Below are 16,161 nucleotides of genomic sequence, written 5' to 3'. Positions count from 1 at the left end.
CCGCGTTTCAACCGCCCTTCGCCGCCGTCACGATCCCCTGCCCGGCCGCCCAGGCGCCGATGTCGTCCCGGCGGATCGCCGCGGCCATCAGGCCCGGGAACGCATCCGGCGTGCACGCGAACGACGGCACGCCCAGCGCCGCCAGCTTGGCCGCGAGCGCGCGGTCATAGGCCGGCGCGCCTTCGTCGCTGAGCGCCAGCAGCGCCACGCACTGCACGCCGCTCTCGACCAGCGACGCCGCGCGGCGCAGCAACTGCGGCTCCACGCCGCCTTCGTAGAGATCGGAAATCAGCACGAAGATCGTGTTGCGCGGCTCGCGGATCAGCGACTGGCAATACGCCACCGCGCCGTTGATGTCCGTGCCGCCGCCGAGCTGGACACCGAACAGCAGATCCACCGGATCGTCCAGCTGCTCGGTCATGTCGACGACCGCCGTGTCGAAGACCACCAGCTTCGTGCTCACCGCCGGCAGCGAGGCCAGCACCGCGCCGAAGATGCTCGAGTACACCACCGAGTTCGCCATCGACCCGCTCTGGTCGATGCACAGCACCACCTCGCGCTGCGGCCGCCGCGCCTTGCGGCCGAAGCCATGCAGCGTCTCCGGGATCACCGTGCGATGCGTCGGCTGCCAATGCCGCAGGTTGGCGCGGATGGTGCGGTGCCAGTCGATCTCCGCCAGCCGCGGCCGGCGGTTGCGCTGGCTGCGGTCCAAGGCGCCCGTCACCGCCGCGCGCATCGGCTCCTCGAGGCGCTTCATCAACTCGTCGACGACCTGACGCACCACGCGGCGCGCCGTCTCCTTCGTGCCCGCCGGAATCACCCGCGACAGCGCCATCAGGTTGGCCACCAGGTGCACGTCCGGCTGCACGCCCTGCAGCATCTCCGGCTGCAGCAGCATGTCGCGCAGGTTCAGACGCTCCAGCGCGTCCTTCTGCATCACCTGCACCACCGTGCTCGGGAAGTACTTGCGGATGTCGCCCAGCCAGCGCGCCACGCGCGGCGCGGAGTTGCCCCGGCCCCCGCGCCGGTCATCGCCCAGCCCGCCGTGGTCGTCGTAGAGCGCGCTCAGCGCCTGGTCCATCTCCGCCGCGTCGCCGTTCAGCGCGCCGCAGCTGTCCTGCGCCTCGCCGCCGAGCACCAGCCGCCAGCGGCGCAGGCGATCCGCGTCGTTCCTCTCGTCCGAGCCGCTCATGCGTCCACTCCCAACATCGCGCGCAGCAGCGGCAGAGGCAATGCCGCGCGCGCCTCGTCCCATTCCGCCCGCGCCGGGACCATCGCCGTGCCGCCGCCCTTGCGCGCCGCGCGCTGACCCAGGTCGCGGCGCTCGGCCGCGTCGAAATGCGCGAAGGTCCGCCGCACCAGCGGCAGCACGCGGATGAAGTGCTCCTCGTCGAGCCCGCTCAGCCACGCATCGACCAAAGGCCAGACGCCATCGTGATGCAGCAGCACCACCGCGTTGCGGTTGAGGAAGCCATCCAGCCACGCCGCCGCCTTGCCCGGCTCGGCCGCGCGCGACAGATGCAGCGAGATCGCCGTCCCCGCGTCCTCCGCCGTGATCAGGCCGTCGTCCAGCAGCAGCCGCGTACACAGTCCCCGCAGCAAGGCATGCGCGCCTTCACGCGCCGCGAGTTGCGCGATCGCGGCTCGCCATTGCGTGGAGGGCTCGGTCTGCCGCCCTGGATCGCGCAGGCGGATCGCCGATTGCGCGCCCAGCACGCGATCGCGGCACTGCGCGGCCGCCGCGTCGTCGAGCGAATCGCCCGCCAGCGGCAGGCTGATCGCCGCCCGCGTGACCAGACCGTCGAAGACATGACCCACCATCGCCGCGTCGGTCTGCCGCACGTTGCCGTAGCGGAAGACATTGGCGAGCGGCGGCAGTGCCGCCAGCAGCTGATCGGCATCCCCGGTCACCGCGGCGTGATCCTGCAACGCGCGCGACGCGACGATCACCGCCTGCGGCAGATCGGCCAGCAGCACGCGGTCCACCAGCTCGGCCAGCGCGCCCAGCGTGCGTTCGCCGCCGCAGCGCTCGGCCACCGCCGCGGTCGCCGCCTGCGCGACCGACTGGCCCCAGCGGCTGGCCTCGATCAGGCGCAGCGCGAATTCCGGCTGCCATTGCAGCGACCACAGCTCGTGGAAGGTGCCGCGCGAGGACTTGCCCGTGCGCGCGATCTCGCCCCACGGCAGATCGATCAGCCGCAGCCGGTGCAGCAGATGGCTGCGCGCCAGGTCGTTGGGCTGACGCAGGTCCAGGTCCAGCGTCTTCTGCGTCGCCTCGGGCTTCATCCGCAGCGACTTCTGCATCTGCTCGAGATCCCGCTGCAGCGGCACCGTCGGCACGCCGGCCGGCACCTGGCCGAGTCGGTCGCCGATGACCAGTTCGTCGCGGATGAAGCCGAGCACGGCCTCGTCGCCCAGCGTCATCACGGCGCGCGTGGCCTCGTGCAACTCGTCCAGGCCCGGCGCCGGACGCTGACGCAGCGCGGCCAGCGTGTCGGCCAGCCGGCTGGCCTCGATCAGGTGGGCGGAAGAGCAGTCCAGGTCGCGCTCGCGCATCAGCCGCGCGACGCGCGCCAGCCAGCCGATCGCGCGCGGCCGCCGCTCGCCATCGAGGCCGCTCTGCCACAGATGCTCGTACCAGCCCGGCGAGTGGATGCCGGCGCCGTAGCCGCTCTCACGCGCCAGGTGGCGATAGGTCCATGGCACCCAGGTGCTGCTGACCTTCAGCTTGGGCAGGCCCTTGAGCAGCGCCTGGTCCGCCTTCATCGTGATGTCCGCCTGCAGGCCGCCGAGGTGCCACGCGCCGCAGACCACCGCGATGCGCTCGAAGCCCTCCTTGCGCGCGGCGCGGATGCACTGCCGCATGTGCGCCTCGCGCAGCACCTCGCGGCGTGCGCGCGGCGTCTTCGGATCGAGCGTCTCGTCATCGCCGGATTCGGCGCGCAGCGTGGCCATCGCCTCGCCGATCGCGGCGAAGAGATCCTCGCCGTCGCCGCGCTCCTCGACCATGTGGTTCCACCACGCCTCGCCATCGGCGTAGCCCGCCGCGCGCGCGAACCAGTCCAGCGGATCGCCACGGCGCGAGGGCACGGGATCGGGCGCATCGGCGGAGACGGGCTGCGCCTGCTGATCCCCCGCTTGTTGTGCTCCGACTTGCTGTGCCCCCGCTTGCTCGGCATCCGGCTCGTTCCCGTCCGGCTTGTCGTCTTCCGAATTCAGCTGACCCGCCTGCTCGAGCGCCAGCGACACGCCCACCGGCAGGTCGATGAACCGCGCCGGCACGCCGGCCCCGGCTGCCCAGCGCAGGGCCTGCCATTCGGGCGAGAAGCTCGCGAACGGGTGGTACACCGCGCGGCTCGCGTCCTCGACGCCATGCGTGAGCAGCGCCACCGGCGGCGTCATGTCGGCCTCGAGCACCGCCGCGACGAGGCCATCCGCCTCGGGCGGTCCCTCGATCAGCACGCAGTCCGGCTTCAATGCCTCGAACGCGGCCAGCAGGCTGCGCGCGCAGCCGGGCCCGTGGTGCCGGACACCGAAGTAATGGACCGGATCGCTCATGGCCTCTCGCGGTTTCGCGCTCAGGACTGCTCGCGGCAGGCGCGATACAGGTCCTTCCAGTCGGCGCGTTCCTTGACGACGGTCTCGAGGTACTCGGTCCACACCACCTGGTCCTGCACCGGGTCCTTGACGATCGCGCCGAGCAGGCCCGAGGCCACATCGCGCGGACGCATCACGCCGTCGCCGAAGTGGCCCGCCAGCGCCATGCCGCTGTTGATCACCGAGATCGCCTCCGCCGTCGACAACGTGCCGCTGGGCGACTTCAGCTGCGTCTTGCCGTCCTCGGTGCGGCCGTTGCGCAGCTCGCGGAAGATCTGCACGATGCGGCGCACTTCCTTCAGCGCCGGCGGCTCGGCCGGCAGCTGCAGCGCGGCGCCCAGCTCCGCGACGCGCTTGACGACGATGGACACCTCCGCGTCCTCGCTCGCCGGCACCGGCAGCACCACCGTGTTGAAGCGCCGCTTGAGCGCGGCCGACAGCTCGTTCACGCCCTTGTCGCGATTGTTGGCCGTGGCGATCACGCTGAAGCCGCGCGTGGCCTGCACCTCGCCGCCGAGCTCCGGAATCGGCAGCGTCTTCTCCGACAGCACCGTGATCAGGCTGTCCTGCACGTCGGCCGGGATGCGCGTCAGCTCCTCGATGCGCGCGATCTTGCCGGCCCGCATCGCCTTCATCAGCGGACTCGCCACCAGCGCCGCCTCGCTCGGGCCGTTGGCCAGCAGCTGCGCGTAGTTCCAGCCGTAGCGCAGCTGTTCCTCGCCGGTGCCGGCGGTGCCCTGGATCAGCAGCGTCGAGTCGCCGCTGACGGCCGCCGACAGGTGCTCCGAGACCCACGACTTCGCCGTGCCCGGCACGCCATAGAGCAGCAGCGCGCGATCGGTGGCGAGCGTCGCGACGGCGATCTCCATCAGGCGCTCGTCGCCGATGTACTTGGCGCTGACCTCGAAGCCGTTCTCCAGCGTGCCGCCCATCAGGTAACGCAGCACCGCCCAGGGCGACATCGCCCAGTTCTCGGGACGCGGGCGCGTGTCCTGGCGCTTGAGCTCGGCCAGTTCCTCGGCGTACTGGTGCTCCGCGTGGCGGCGCAGGACCTGCGAGGCGGCGGAAGTGTCGGGCGTGGTCGTCATGGGGTCCTCGGGGTCGGATCCGGTTGAAGAGCGATCAGGGCGCGGCGCAGCGCGGCCGTCTGCGCGACGGCCTGCAGCATGTCCGCATAGGCCGCGGTCTCGCCGGCCGCGCGCTGGTCCGCGATCGAGCCGTAGGCGGACAGGCAGTCGGGATGCACGACGGCGCCGAAGTCGGCCAGCATCGCGCGCACGGTGTAGTCGTCCTTGAGCGTGCCGGCGCGGGCGCGCGTGAGCAGTTGCTCGGTCAGCGCCTGCGACAGCAGCGGGCCCAGCGTCTCGCCACCGCTTGCCGCCGCGATCAGCGCGGACAAGGGCAGCGTGCCTTGCTGCAGGTGACGCAGCCAGTAGCGCTCGCGGCGGGCCTGCGGCAGCCAGCCCAGCACCTGCGCCGCGCGGTGCGACTCGATGCCGGCGCCGAGGTCGCCGAAGGCGTGGTCGAGGAAGGCCTCGCACCAGTCGATTTCGCGCGTGGCGCCGAGCACGTCGAACCAGCCGCGCTGCAGCGCCTCGGCCCAGTCGGTCTTGCGCGCCCAGCCGAGCAGCTCGGCGGGCGTCATGCCGGTCGTTTCGGTCCACCAGGCCAGCGGCACCTGACGCACCAGCTGGAACAGCCACCAGCCGCGCTCGCCGAGCTTCTCCGCCTGGGGGCGCTCGGCGATGAGTTGATCGGCGGCCCAATCGCTGCCGGCAGCGGCCGGCGCGTCGATGACCCAGTGCTGGCGCAGCAGCACACGCTCGCTGCGCAGCAGCGGCGCGAGGCGATCGATGGCTCGACGCGGATGCGCCGCGCCGGGCAGCCGCAGCAGCAGGCCGAGCGCGACGTCGCGCACCTCGCGGCTGCGATCGGCGCGCAGGCGGTCGAGCAGCGCTTCGTCGTCGAGGGAAAGGCCGGTGGCCAGTTGCGATGCGAGATCGGCGCGCTCCTTCGCGGGCAGTTCGGCCAAGGCGGCTTCAAGCCGGGCGCGGCCGGCGGCGGCATCAGCCGCGCGCTCGCGGGCAAGGAAGGCGCGGCGCTGCTCGAGCGTGCCCTCGGTCCACTGCGAGTCGTCAAGGGTCTCGCCGCCGACACCGGCCGCATAGCGCCACTCCTCGCGTTGGCGGGCGAGCCACAGGCCGCGTTCGCCGAGCACCGGCAGCAGCGGCGCCCGCAGCGCCACCGAGCGCCGGCCGAGTTCGAGCGCCTGCGGCAGGAGCGTCTCGGGCAGGCGCAGCCCGGCGGCGGCCAGGTCCGCGAAGAGCTGCTGTTGGAGCCGGGTCGGCGCTTCGTTCAGCGCCCAGCGCAGCAACGATCGCAGATGTCCGCCCTGCCCGTCGGGGACCGCCGGCCNGCCGGTTCCGGCGGCGCGGCGGTCCAGGCGCGGTCCTGCAGGCCGGCGGCCTCGCAGGCCGCGATGACGGCCATCGCGCGCAGCACCTGATTCGACGGACCGTCCACGGCCAGCGCGGCTTGCGACGCGAGCTGGCCGATCTCGCCGGACCATTCGGGCAGCGGTCCGGGCTGGCGTTCGGTGCCGACCATCGCGATCGGCAGCAGCGGCGTCCAGGCGCTCATGCGGCGCTCCGCGTCCAAAGGGGCCGCGCCGATCCGGCGGCCCATGCGGTCAAGGGGCTCAGGCGCACGCCGTCCCATTCGCCCATGACGTCGAGCGGATGCGCGCCGGAGACCGCCATCAGCGACCACCAGTCCTCATCGCCCAGGCGCAGCGGCACGGCGCGGCCCTCGGCAGTCAGATGCGGCCCGGCATCGGAGGCGACAGGCGTCGCGTTCGAAAGCACCACCGGATGCAGCGACGCGAACGGATGCGCGGCGATGCGCTGCGCGACGCGCTCCCATTCGGCGCTCCAGGCCTGCGGGGTCACGCCCGCGGCGCCTTCGGTGGAGGCCGACTCCGTCGATGGCGTCTCGTCGGCGACCAGCGCGCGCAGCGGCGCGCCGCCAGGATAGAAGACCAGCGTGAGGTCCTTGCTGGAACCCGGCAGCCACAGTCCCTCGAAACCGCGCCCGCCATGCGTGTGGTCGAGCAGCCAGGCGCGGCGGCTGGAGCGCTCGCCCTGCAGCCAGACGCGGCGTTCGTTGAGGCGCGCATCGCGTTCCTCGACGATGACGCCGATGACGGTCCAGCGATCGCTCAGGCGCTCGCCCGTGGCGAGCACCTCCGCCTGATCGAGCGGCCAGCCGCAGAGCGTTCGCAGATCCGCCTGGACGGCGGCGGGCAGCGCCTCGCGCCGGCCGATGGCGTCGCAGGCCAGCTGCAGCAGGCCCAGGCGCGCCAGCATGCGCTCGGGCCAGTCCGCGCCGGCGCGCCAGCCATCGGCGGCTGCGGTGAGCCGCTGCCCGAGCCCGGGCGCCTGCGCGTCGACCATGCGGGCGGCCATCGTGCGCCAGCCGCGGATCGCGGCGTCGTCGAGCGCGCCGAGGCCGCGGCCGATCTGATCGCCGAGCCAGCGTTGCAGTTCGCCGGCGGCCTCTTCAATGCGACGCCAGCGCTGCGCCTCGCGCTTCGTCGCGCCCTCCGGATCGGCAAGCGCGGAGGCGGCCTGCGCGGGATCGACGCCGTCGGCGAGCTGGACCGCGCGCTCGGCGGCGCGGTCGGCGGCCTTCTGGTCGCGCTCTTCCTTCTTCTGCGCCCGCTCGCCACGCGAGGCCAGCCATTCGGCGACCCAGGCGGGCGGCTCGCCGCCGCTGAACTTCGACGCGTCCTGCGCGCGCAGCATCAACAGCGCGAGGCCATGCTTGCAGGGGAACTTGCGGCTGGGGCAGGAGCAGCGGAAGGCGGGACCGCTCAGGTCGACCTGCGTCTGGTACGGCTTGGAGCCGCTGCCCTGGCACTCGCCCCAGACGGCGGCGTCATCGGCGCCGAGCAAGGGCCACTTGGCCGGCGAAGTGAGCCCGCGCGCGGCCTTCGCCGATGCCTCGTCCGGCGCCAGCGCCAGCACTCCCTCCATGGTCAGCGTCATGCTGGCCCGCTCCCTGATTGATCGTTGTCCGGTCAGTTGGGGCGGAGTCTAGCTGGCCGTCGCGGCCCCAAGGCCCCAAGGCCGCACTGCCTCACGGCAGCCGTGCCAACGCCTCCAGATACCTCGGCGCGAGCATCAGCTCATCCCAGGTCAGCGGCGCGGACTGCGGCACCAGCGCCGCGCGGCGCGCCTCGCTGTCGATCGCCGGCATCCAGGCCCCGGTCGACTGCGCCACGGTCAGGCCGTCCAGCAGTTCATCGATCGCGCGGCCGCCCTGCTCCAGGCTCTGGTTGCACAGCAGCACCAGGTCGCAGCCCGCGTCCAGCGCCGCCAGTGCGGCCTCGGTGTACCCGACCGGCCGGCCTTCGATGACGCGCGCCGCCGCCATGCCCAGGTCGTCGCTGAACACCGCGCCGGCGAAGCCCAGCCGGTCGCGCAGGATGTCCTGCAGCCAGCGGCGGCTGAAGCCCGCCGGCCGGCTGTCCACCTTGCGGTAGATCACGTGCGCCGGCATCACCGCCGACAGGCTCAGGCTCAGCCACTCGAAGGGCCGCACGTCCTCCGCCAGGATGGTCCTCAGCGAGCGCGTGTCCACCGGCACGCCCACATGCGAATCGACGCTCACCGCGCCGTGCCCCGGGAAGTGCTTGCCGCAGCTGCCCATGCCGGCCAGCGCCAGGCCCTGCATCAGGCTCTGCGCCAGCAGGCTCACCACCCGCGGATCGGCGTGGAAGCTGCGCGAGCCGATCACCGGGCTCACCGACTGCCGCGAGGCGTCCTGGTGGTCCAGGTCGAGCACCGGCGTGAAGCTCATGTCGACGCCGCAGGCCCGCAGCTCCAGCGCCAGCACCAGGCCGGTGGCCGTCGCGGCCTGCACGGCGCGCATCGCGTCGTCCATCCACAGCTCGCCGAGCGTGCGCATCGCCGGCAAGGCCGTGAAGCCATCGGTGCGGAAGCGCTGCACGCGGCCGCCTTCCTGGTCGACGGCGATCAGCAGGTCCGGCCGCAGCGACTTGGCCTCGGCACACAGCGCCGTCAGCTGGGCGCGGCTCTCGAAGTGACGCGCGAACAGGATCATCCCGCCGGTCAGCGGATGCGCCAGCCGGCGACGATCGTCGGTGGTCAGCGTCGTGCCCGCGATGTCGAGGATCACCGGCGAATGCAGGGAATCGGTCATTGATCTGTCTCTCTCGTTGAACAGGCGTCATTGCGCCCGCATGGTTTCTGATCGCCGCTGCCGCCGCGAGGGCAGCGTCGCCGGCGCGGCTCAGTCCCGCGTCTCGACGACGACGAACGCGGTGGCGTAGTCCGTCTCGTCGCTGACGCTGACGTGGGCTCTCAGGCCCTTGGCCTCGAACCACTCGGCCAGGCCGTCGTGCAGCCGGATCTCCGGCTTGCCGCTGCGCGCCTTGACGATCTCGCAGGCGCGCCAGGTCATCGGCATGCGCATGCCCAGCCCGATCGCCTTCGAGAACGCCTCCTTCGCCGAGAACCGCGTCGCCAGGTAGGCGATGCCCCGCGCCGGGACCTTGGCATACCGCTCGCGGAACACCTCGATCTCGTGCGGGCCCAGCACCTTCCCGGCGAAGCGCTCCCCGCGCCGTTCGAAAGTGCTGCGGATGCGCCGGATGTCGCAGACGTCCGTGCCGATGCCGTAGATCATCGCGACCCTTTCATGCGCGCCCGGTGCGCGTCTCGTGCCCGCTGCGTGGTGCTTGCGTGCGCAAATGCAATCAGACGTAGGCGCGCTGGATGCAGCGCTGGTAGTCCCGCACCGTCTCGGCATAACCGAGCTCGAGCGCGTCCGCGATCAGCGCGTGGCCGATCGAGACCTCCGCCACGCCCGGCACCTCGCGCAGGAAGCGCGTCAGGTTGTCGCGGTTCAGGTCGTGGCCCGCGTTGATGCCCAGGCCCTGCGCCAGCGCCGCGCGCGCCGCGGCGGCGAAACCAGCCGCGACCTCCGCCTCGCGCGGCGTGCCGAAGGCGCTCGCCCAGGTCTCGGTGTAGAGCTCGATGCGCTCCGCGCCCAGCGCCGCCACATGGGCCATCGCTTCGGGCAGCGGGTCCATGAACAGGCTCACCCGCACGCCCAGCGACCGGCATTCCGCGATCATCGGACGCAGCCGCTCGGCATCGGCCGGCAGGTTCCAGCCGTGGTCGGAGGTGAACTGGTCCTCGCTGTCGGGAACGAAGGTCGCCTGGTGCGGACGGACTTCGCGGATGAAGTCCATCAGGTTCTGCGTCGGGTTGCCCTCGATGTTGTATTCGGCCTGCGGCCAGGCTTTCATCAGCGCGGCCAGCTCGCGCACGTCGTGCGCGCGGATGTGGCGCTCGTCGGGCCGCGGATGCACCGTGATGCCCTGCGCACCGGCCTCCAGGCACCGCTGCGCCGCGCGCGTCACGCTGGGGATGCCCAGGTGCCGCGTGTTGCGCAGCAGCGCGACCTTGTTGACGTTGACCGAGAGCGCGCAACGCGCGTCATGGCGACCGGATTCGGGAGCGATCAGCGGATTCATGTGAGCAGCTTCTGGACGTCGAGCAGCACCTGCCGCGTCCGCAGAGGACGATGGCCCAGATGATAGTGAAGCAGGCCGCGCAGCAGCGGCTTCAGGGTCGGTCCGGCGAGTTCGCAGGCCTGCTGCAGCGCCGCCTGGCTGCCATGCAGCAGCGCCGCCTGGATCTGGATGAAGGCCATGCCGGTGAGCTGCGGCGCGTCATGCGTGGGCACGATCACGCCGGACTCCGGCGCCAGCATGTAGGGACGCTCCGGATCGAGCGGCGCCTGCGTCGTGGCCAGCACGCTCAGGTCGGGCAGCAGGCCGCAGGTGGCCAGCAGCGTCAGCTCGAAGGCGCGCAGCGCCGCCTGCGCATCGTCCACCGAGGCCAGGCGCGGCAGCAGCGCCGCGTAGGCGTCGAACAGCCCCGGCTGCGGATCCTGCCGCGGCAGGAATTTCAGCAGCAGCTCGTTGACGTAGTAGCCGCTGAACAGCGCCGCACCGCTGGGCAGCGTCTGTCCGCCGACCCACTCGGCGCCGCGCAACGACTGCACCTCGGCCGCGCCGTCCTCGTTCATCTTCGAGGGCTTGGACAGCGTCACCTGCAGGCGCAGGAAGGGCAGCAGCACCGATCTCAGCTGCGAATAGGGCCGCTTGGCGCCCTTGGCGACGACCGCCAGCCGGCCGTGCTCGCGGCTGAACAGGTCCAGCACCAGGCTGGTCTCGCTCCAGTCGTAGTGGTGCAGGACAAAAGCCGCCTGCGTGGCGGGCGGCTTCGGCGCGCGGGTGGCCATGGGCGCGGATCGTCAGCGAGCGCGCGGCGCGCTCACTCGTAGCCGTAGCTTCTGAGGTGCTCTTCGCTGTCGGCCCAGCCGGAGCGGACCTTCACCCACAGCTCCAGGAACACGCGCGCATCCATCAGCGTCTCGAGCTCCTGGCGGGCCTCGGAGCCGATGCGCTTGAGGCGCTCGCCGCCCTGGCCGATGACCATGCCCTTCTGGGCGTCGCGCTCGACCACGATGGTCGCGGCGATGCGGCGCAGGTTGCCCTCTTCCTCCCAGCGGTCGATGATCACCGTCGCCTCGTAGGGCAGCTCGTCGCCGGTCAGGCGGAAGAGCTTCTCGCGGATCATCTCGGCGGCCAGGAATTTCTCGCTGCGGTCGGTCAGCGCGTCCTCCTCGTAGAACCATTCCTGGTTCGGGAGGTAGGGCTTCAGGATCTGGAACAGGCGCTGGACGTCCGAGTCCTTCTTCGCCGACAGCGGGACGAACTCGCTGAAGTTCCGGCGCTCCTGCATGCTCTTGAGCCAGGGCATCAGCTCGGCGCGGCGATGCACCGCGTCCAGCTTGTTGGCGATCAGCACGACCGGCTTGTCCTGCGGCAGCAGCGACAGCACCTTGGCATCGTCCAGGCCGAAGCGGCCGGCCTCGACGACGAACAGCACCAGGTCCACGTCCGCCAGCACGCCCTGCACCGTGCGGTTCAGGTTGCGGTTCAGCGCGGTGCTGTGCTTGGTCTGGAAGCCGGGGGTGTCGACGAAGACGAACTGCGCCTCGTCGACGGTGCGCACGCCGGTGATGCGGTGGCGCGTGGTCTGCGCCTTCTTCGAGGTGATCGAGACCTTCTGCCCGACCAGCGCGTTCAGCAGCGTGGACTTGCCGACGTTGGGCCGGCCGACGATCGCGATCAGGCCGCAGCGCTGGTCGCCTTCGTACGGCGGCGCGCCGATGCCGCCCTGCACCTCGGGCAACCCGTCGTCGTCGAGGTCCTCATCGAGGTCCTCGTCCCGGTCATCGCCGCCTTCGGGAGCGGCGGCGGCGTTGGGGTCCAGCGGGGTGTCGGGGGCGTGCGGGGCGTTCAGAGCGGGGTCCTTGGGAAGGGGGGCGCCGGCCGGGGAGGCGGACGGCGATTCGGACGTCGATTCGGGCGGCGAATCGGAAACGGATTCGGAAACAGAAAGGGAATCGGACGAGGACGCCGTCGGCGGCGTCCTCGGGGGTCTCGGTGCGTTCATCGCGGGCTCCGCGTCAGTCGCGCAGGCCGGTGCCGGGCCGGTCGCCGGCCAGCAGTTCATCGAGCACCTGCCGGGCCGCCTCCTGCTCGGCGATCCGGCGCGAGCGGCCCTCGCCGCGGCGCGACAGCGTCAGCGCGGCCACTTCGCACTCGACGGTGAAGGTCTGCGCATGCGCCTGGCCCCGCGTCTCGACGATGCGGTAGGCCGGCACCGCCAGCTTGCGGGCCTGCAGCCATTCCTGCAGCGCGGTTTTCGCGTCCTTGGCCCATTGGTCGATGCCGCTGGCGGCGATCGTCTCGCCCAGCAGGCGGCGGACGATCTCGCGCGCGGCCTCGTAGCCGCCGTCCTGGAAGGCGGCGCCGATGACCGCTTCCAGCGCGTCGGCCAGGATGGACGGCCGCTGGCCGCCACCGCCGCGGGCCTCGCCCTCGCTCATCCGCAGCGCCTCCGGCATCTGCAGCTGCAGCGCCAGGCGATGCAGGCTGTCCTCGCGCACCAGGTGCGCGCGGATGCGGGTCAAGTCGCCTTCATCCGACCCGGCGAAACGCTCGTACAAGAGCGCCGACACCGCCAGGTTCAGCACCGCGTCGCCCAGGAATTCCAGGCGCTCGTTGTGCTGCTGGCCGAAGCTGCGGTGCGTCAACGCGCGCTGCAGCAGTCCCGCTTGCGTGAAGCGGTAGCCAAGGCGTTGCTGGAGGGCGTCGAGCGCTTGCGGAGTCATGGGCGGGGTTGTGCCGTGCGGGCGGGTCAGTGCGACTCGCCTTTGTACTTGATCAGCAGGAAGGCCGGGCCGAACAGGGGCACTTCCTTGTCGTACGCGAAGCTGATCTTCACCTTGTCGTCGACCTTGGTGATGTTCAGGTCCTTGGGCTCGATGCTGACGATCGAGTATTCGATCTGCTTGGTGCGCTCGAACGAGTCACGCGCCGCCGCCACGGTGGACGGGCCATCCTTGGCGATCTTGTCGATCGCGCGCTGGATCGTGTAGTACTCCATCACGGTCGGCACCACCCGCAGCAGGATCACCGATCCGCCGCCAATGATCACCGCCCAGAACAGCAGTCCCAGCAGGCTGATGCCCCGTTGAATCTTCCGTGCCCTCATCACGCGTCGCTCCGCAAATAGTCGTTGGAACAGAGTAGTCGATCGTCGCCGGCGCCGCCTCAGTGGATGCTGCCGATGCGCTTCAGGTTGCCGAAGTTCATCCACACCACGAAGGCGCGTCCGACGATGTTCTCATCCGGCACGAATCCCCAGAAGCGGGAATCCTGGGAGTTGTCGCGGTTGTCGCCCATCATGAAGTAATGACCGGCCGGCACCTTGCAGGTCACGCCCTCGGCCGTGTAGGTGCAGTTCTCGCTGTACGGGAAGTCCCACTGCTTGCGGATGACGCCCGGCGACTCCGGGGCGACCAGGATCTGGTGCTCGACCGCGCCCAGCTTCTCGGTGAAGCGCGGACGGAAACGCATCGAGCCCGGATCCTCGTCGAAGTACTCGCCCTGCGAGACGGTCTCCACCAGCTTGCCGTTGAGGTACAGCTTCTGGTTGAGGTAGGCGATCTCGTCGCCGGGCAGGCCGACGGCGCGCTTGATGTAGTCGACGCTGGGGTTCTGCGGGAAGCGGAACACGACCACGTCGCCACGCTGCACATCGTTGTTGCTGATGATCTTCTTGTTGATCACCGGCAGACGGATGCCGTAGTGGTACTTGTTCACCAGGATCAGGTCGCCGATCAGCAGCGTCGGCACCATCGAGCCCGAGGGGATCTTGAACGGCTCGAACATGAACGAGCGCAGCAGGAACACGATCAGGATCACCGGGAACAGGCCGGCGGTCCAGTCCAGCCACCAGGGCTGGCGCAGCAGTTCCTCCCGGGCGCCTTCCACGTCGCCATCGACGCGCTGGATGCCCTGCGCGGCCAGCGAGGCTCGACGCGCCGCGTCGCTCTCGCCCAGGCGGACCGCGGCGCGACGGCGCGCGGGCTCGAAGTGGAAGCGCTCGGCCAGCCAGTAGGCCAGCGTCACCGTGGTGAGGATCAGCAGCAGCAGCGAGAAGTTGCCGTTCCAGTAGCCCGTGTACCAGCCGCCCAGGTAGGCGATCAGGGCGGCGTACAGCAGCCCGGTCAATGCGCTCATGGCTTTCATTCTTCGACTTGGAGGATGGCCAGGAAGGCTTCTTGCGGCACCTCCACCGAACCGATTTGCTTCATGCGCTTCTTGCCGGCCTTCTGCTTCTCCAGCAGCTTGCGCTTGCGGGTGATGTCACCGCCGTAGCATTTTGCCAGCACGTTCTTGCGCAGCGCCTTGATGTTCTCGCGCGAGATGATGTTGGCGCCGATGGCCGCCTGGATCGCCACGTCGTACATCTGGCGCGGGATGATCTCGCGCATCTTCGCGGCCACCTGGCGGCCGCGGAACTGGGACTGCGAGCGGTGCACGATCAGCGACAGCGCATCGATCCGGTCGCCGTTGATCAGCATGTCGACCTTGACGACGTCGGAGGCGCGGTATTCCTTGAACTCGTAGTCCATCGACGCGTAGCCGCGCGAGACCGACTTCAGCTTGTCGAAGAAGTCCAGCACGATCTCGGCCAGCGGGATCTCGTAGGTCAGCATGACCTGGCGGCCGTGGTACGCCATGTTCAGCTGCACGCCGCGCTTCTGGTTGGCCAGCGTCATCACCGGGCCGACGTATTCCTGCGGCATGTACAGGTGGACCGTCACGATCGGCTCGCGGATCTCGCCGATCTTGCTCTGCTCGGGCATCTTGGACGGGTTCTCGACCTCGATCACCTCGCCGTCGCCCAACTGGACTTCGTACACCACGCTCGGCGCGGTGGTGATCAGGTCCTGGTCGAATTCGCGCTCCAGGCGCTCCTGCACGATCTCCATGTGCAACAGACCCAGGAAGCCGCAGCGGAAGCCGAAGCCCAGCGCCTGCGAGACTTCCGGCTCGAAGCGCAGCGAGGCGTCGTTCAGCTTGAGCTTTTCCAGCGCGTCGCGCAGCTGGTCGTACTCGCTCGCCTCGGTCGGGTACAGGCCGGCGAAGACCTGGGGCTGGATCTCCTTGAAGCCGGGCAGCGCCTCGGCGGCGGGGCCGAGGTTGTTGGGCAGCTTCTTTTCCAGCGTGATGGTGTCGCCCACCTTCGCCGCGGCCAGCTCCTTGATGCCGGCGATGATGAAGCCGACCTCGCCGGCGTTCAGCTGGTCGCGGTTCTCCGACTTCGGCGTGAACACGCCCAGGTGCTCGGCCGGGTAGACGGCGTTGGTGGCCATCATCCGGATGCGCTCGCCCTTCTTCAGCGTGCCGTCGACGACGCGCACCAGCATCACGACGCCGACGTAGTTGTCGAACCACGAGTCGATGATCATCGCGCGCAGCGGCGCCTCGACCACGCCCTTGGGCGGCGGCATGCGGGCGATGACGGCCTCGAGGATGTCGTCGATGCCCATGCCGGTCTTGGCCGAGCACGGGATCGCGTCGGTCGCGTCGATGCCGATGACGTCCTCGATCTCCGCCTTGGCGCCGTCCGGATTGGCCTGCGGCAGGTCCATCTTGTTCAGGACCGGGATCACCTCCACGCCCAGCTCCAGCGCGGTGTAGCAGTTCGCCACCGTCTGGGCCTCGACGCCCTGGCTCGCGTCCACCACCAGCAGCGCGCCCTCGCAGGCGGACAGCGAGCGGCTCACCTCATAGGAGAAGTCCACGTGCCCGGGGGTGTCGATCAGGTTCAGGTTGTAGACCTGTCCGTCGCGCGCCTTGTACTGCAGCGCGGCGGTCTGGGCCTTGATCGTGATGCCGCGCTCGCGCTCGATGTCCATCGAGTCCAGCACCTGCGCTTCCATCTCCCGGTCGGACAGCCCTCCGCAGCGCTGGATGATCCGGTCGGCCAGCGTGCTCTTGCCGTGGTCGATGTGGGCAATGATCGAGAAATTGCGGATGTGGTTCATGGACTCGGACGGAGACCGCGAACTCGCCCGCCACGCCAGCGGCCCTCGAGCGGGGCACGC

The 16,161-nt window shown here is 70.5% G+C and carries 14 protein-coding genes; all 14 read right to left on the bottom strand.

Translation table 11 applies throughout. The annotated features are described in order from the left end of the window. Positions 1-7 precede the first annotated feature (7 nt). The 14 genes from ACTJKJ_RS01425 to lepA all read right to left on the bottom strand — a co-directional run bounded on the left by ACTJKJ_RS01425 (position 8) and on the right by lepA (position 16,101). Positions 8-1,192, bottom strand: coding sequence for a VWA domain-containing protein (locus ACTJKJ_RS01425; RefSeq protein WP_147241043.1), 1,185 nt, complete (start codon positions 1,190-1,192; stop codon positions 8-10). Further along, positions 1,189-3,558, bottom strand: coding sequence for a DUF5682 family protein (locus ACTJKJ_RS01420; RefSeq protein WP_440819362.1), 2,370 nt, complete (start codon positions 3,556-3,558; stop codon positions 1,189-1,191). Before ACTJKJ_RS01420 ends, ACTJKJ_RS01425 begins: the two co-directional genes overlap by 4 nt. 20 nt (positions 3,559-3,578) lie before the next feature. Further along, entirely contained in the window at positions 3,579-4,685 is a 1,107-nt protein-coding gene (locus tag ACTJKJ_RS01415) for an ATP-binding protein (RefSeq protein ID WP_343603694.1), read from the bottom strand. Next, the gene (locus ACTJKJ_RS01410; RefSeq protein WP_440819361.1) at positions 4,682-5,971 is read right to left on the bottom strand and encodes a DUF5691 domain-containing protein; all 1,290 of its coding nucleotides are present in this window, start codon (positions 5,969-5,971) and stop codon (positions 4,682-4,684) included. The genes ACTJKJ_RS01415 and ACTJKJ_RS01410 overlap by 4 nt, the downstream gene beginning before the upstream one ends. Before the next feature lie 262 nt (positions 5,972-6,233). Continuing rightward, on the bottom strand, positions 6,234-7,643 hold the full coding sequence (locus ACTJKJ_RS01405) for an SWIM zinc finger family protein (protein WP_343603697.1): 1,410 nt from the start codon (positions 7,641-7,643) through the stop codon (positions 6,234-6,236). Positions 7,644-7,734: 91 nt separating this feature from the next. Then, positions 7,735-8,820 carry a beta-N-acetylhexosaminidase gene (nagZ, locus tag ACTJKJ_RS01400; RefSeq protein WP_343603699.1) on the bottom strand — a complete coding sequence of 362 codons (1,086 nt, stop codon included), beginning with the start codon at positions 8,818-8,820 and terminating at the stop codon, positions 7,735-7,737. 90 nt (positions 8,821-8,910) lie between these two features. Then, a complete protein-coding gene (acpS, locus tag ACTJKJ_RS01395) occupies positions 8,911-9,306 on the bottom strand; it encodes a holo-ACP synthase (RefSeq protein ID WP_091726604.1) in 396 nt (131 codons plus the stop codon). A 70-nt stretch (positions 9,307-9,376) separates the two neighbouring features. Further along, entirely contained in the window at positions 9,377-10,159 is a 783-nt protein-coding gene (locus ACTJKJ_RS01390; RefSeq protein ID WP_343603702.1) for a pyridoxine 5'-phosphate synthase, read from the bottom strand. Further along, the gene (recO, locus tag ACTJKJ_RS01385) at positions 10,156-10,932 is read right to left on the bottom strand and encodes a DNA repair protein RecO (RefSeq protein ID WP_091726612.1); all 777 of its coding nucleotides are present in this window, start codon (positions 10,930-10,932) and stop codon (positions 10,156-10,158) included. The genes ACTJKJ_RS01390 and recO overlap by 4 nt, the downstream gene beginning before the upstream one ends. A gap of 32 nt (positions 10,933-10,964) precedes the next feature. Next, positions 10,965-11,969: a GTPase Era gene (era, locus tag ACTJKJ_RS01380; protein ID WP_404935391.1), complete on the bottom strand. Its 1,005-nt coding sequence runs from the start codon at positions 11,967-11,969 to the stop codon at positions 10,965-10,967. 196 nt (positions 11,970-12,165) lie between these two features. Continuing rightward, positions 12,166-12,873 (bottom strand): ribonuclease III, encoded by a 708-nt coding sequence (gene rnc, locus ACTJKJ_RS01375; RefSeq protein ID WP_091726622.1) that lies wholly within the window; start codon positions 12,871-12,873, stop codon positions 12,166-12,168. 26 nt (positions 12,874-12,899) lie between these two features. After that, positions 12,900-13,256 (bottom strand): DUF4845 domain-containing protein, encoded by a 357-nt coding sequence (locus tag ACTJKJ_RS01370; RefSeq protein ID WP_297383112.1) that lies wholly within the window; start codon positions 13,254-13,256, stop codon positions 12,900-12,902. 59 nt (positions 13,257-13,315) lie between these two features. Then, on the bottom strand, positions 13,316-14,296 hold the full coding sequence (lepB, locus tag ACTJKJ_RS01365) for a signal peptidase I (protein WP_343603706.1): 981 nt from the start codon (positions 14,294-14,296) through the stop codon (positions 13,316-13,318). After that, a complete protein-coding gene (gene lepA / locus ACTJKJ_RS01360; RefSeq protein ID WP_423594936.1) occupies positions 14,293-16,101 on the bottom strand; it encodes a translation elongation factor 4 in 1,809 nt (602 codons plus the stop codon). The genes lepB and lepA overlap by 4 nt, the downstream gene beginning before the upstream one ends. Positions 16,102-16,161: the final 60 nt, after the last annotated feature.

This window comes from Roseateles sp. 22389, from assembly GCF_052044995.1.
Lineage (GTDB): Bacteria > Pseudomonadota > Gammaproteobacteria > Burkholderiales > Burkholderiaceae_C > Roseateles.
The sequence above is the reverse complement of the archived record's forward strand: the minus strand, read 5'-3'. Positions and strand labels throughout refer to the sequence as shown.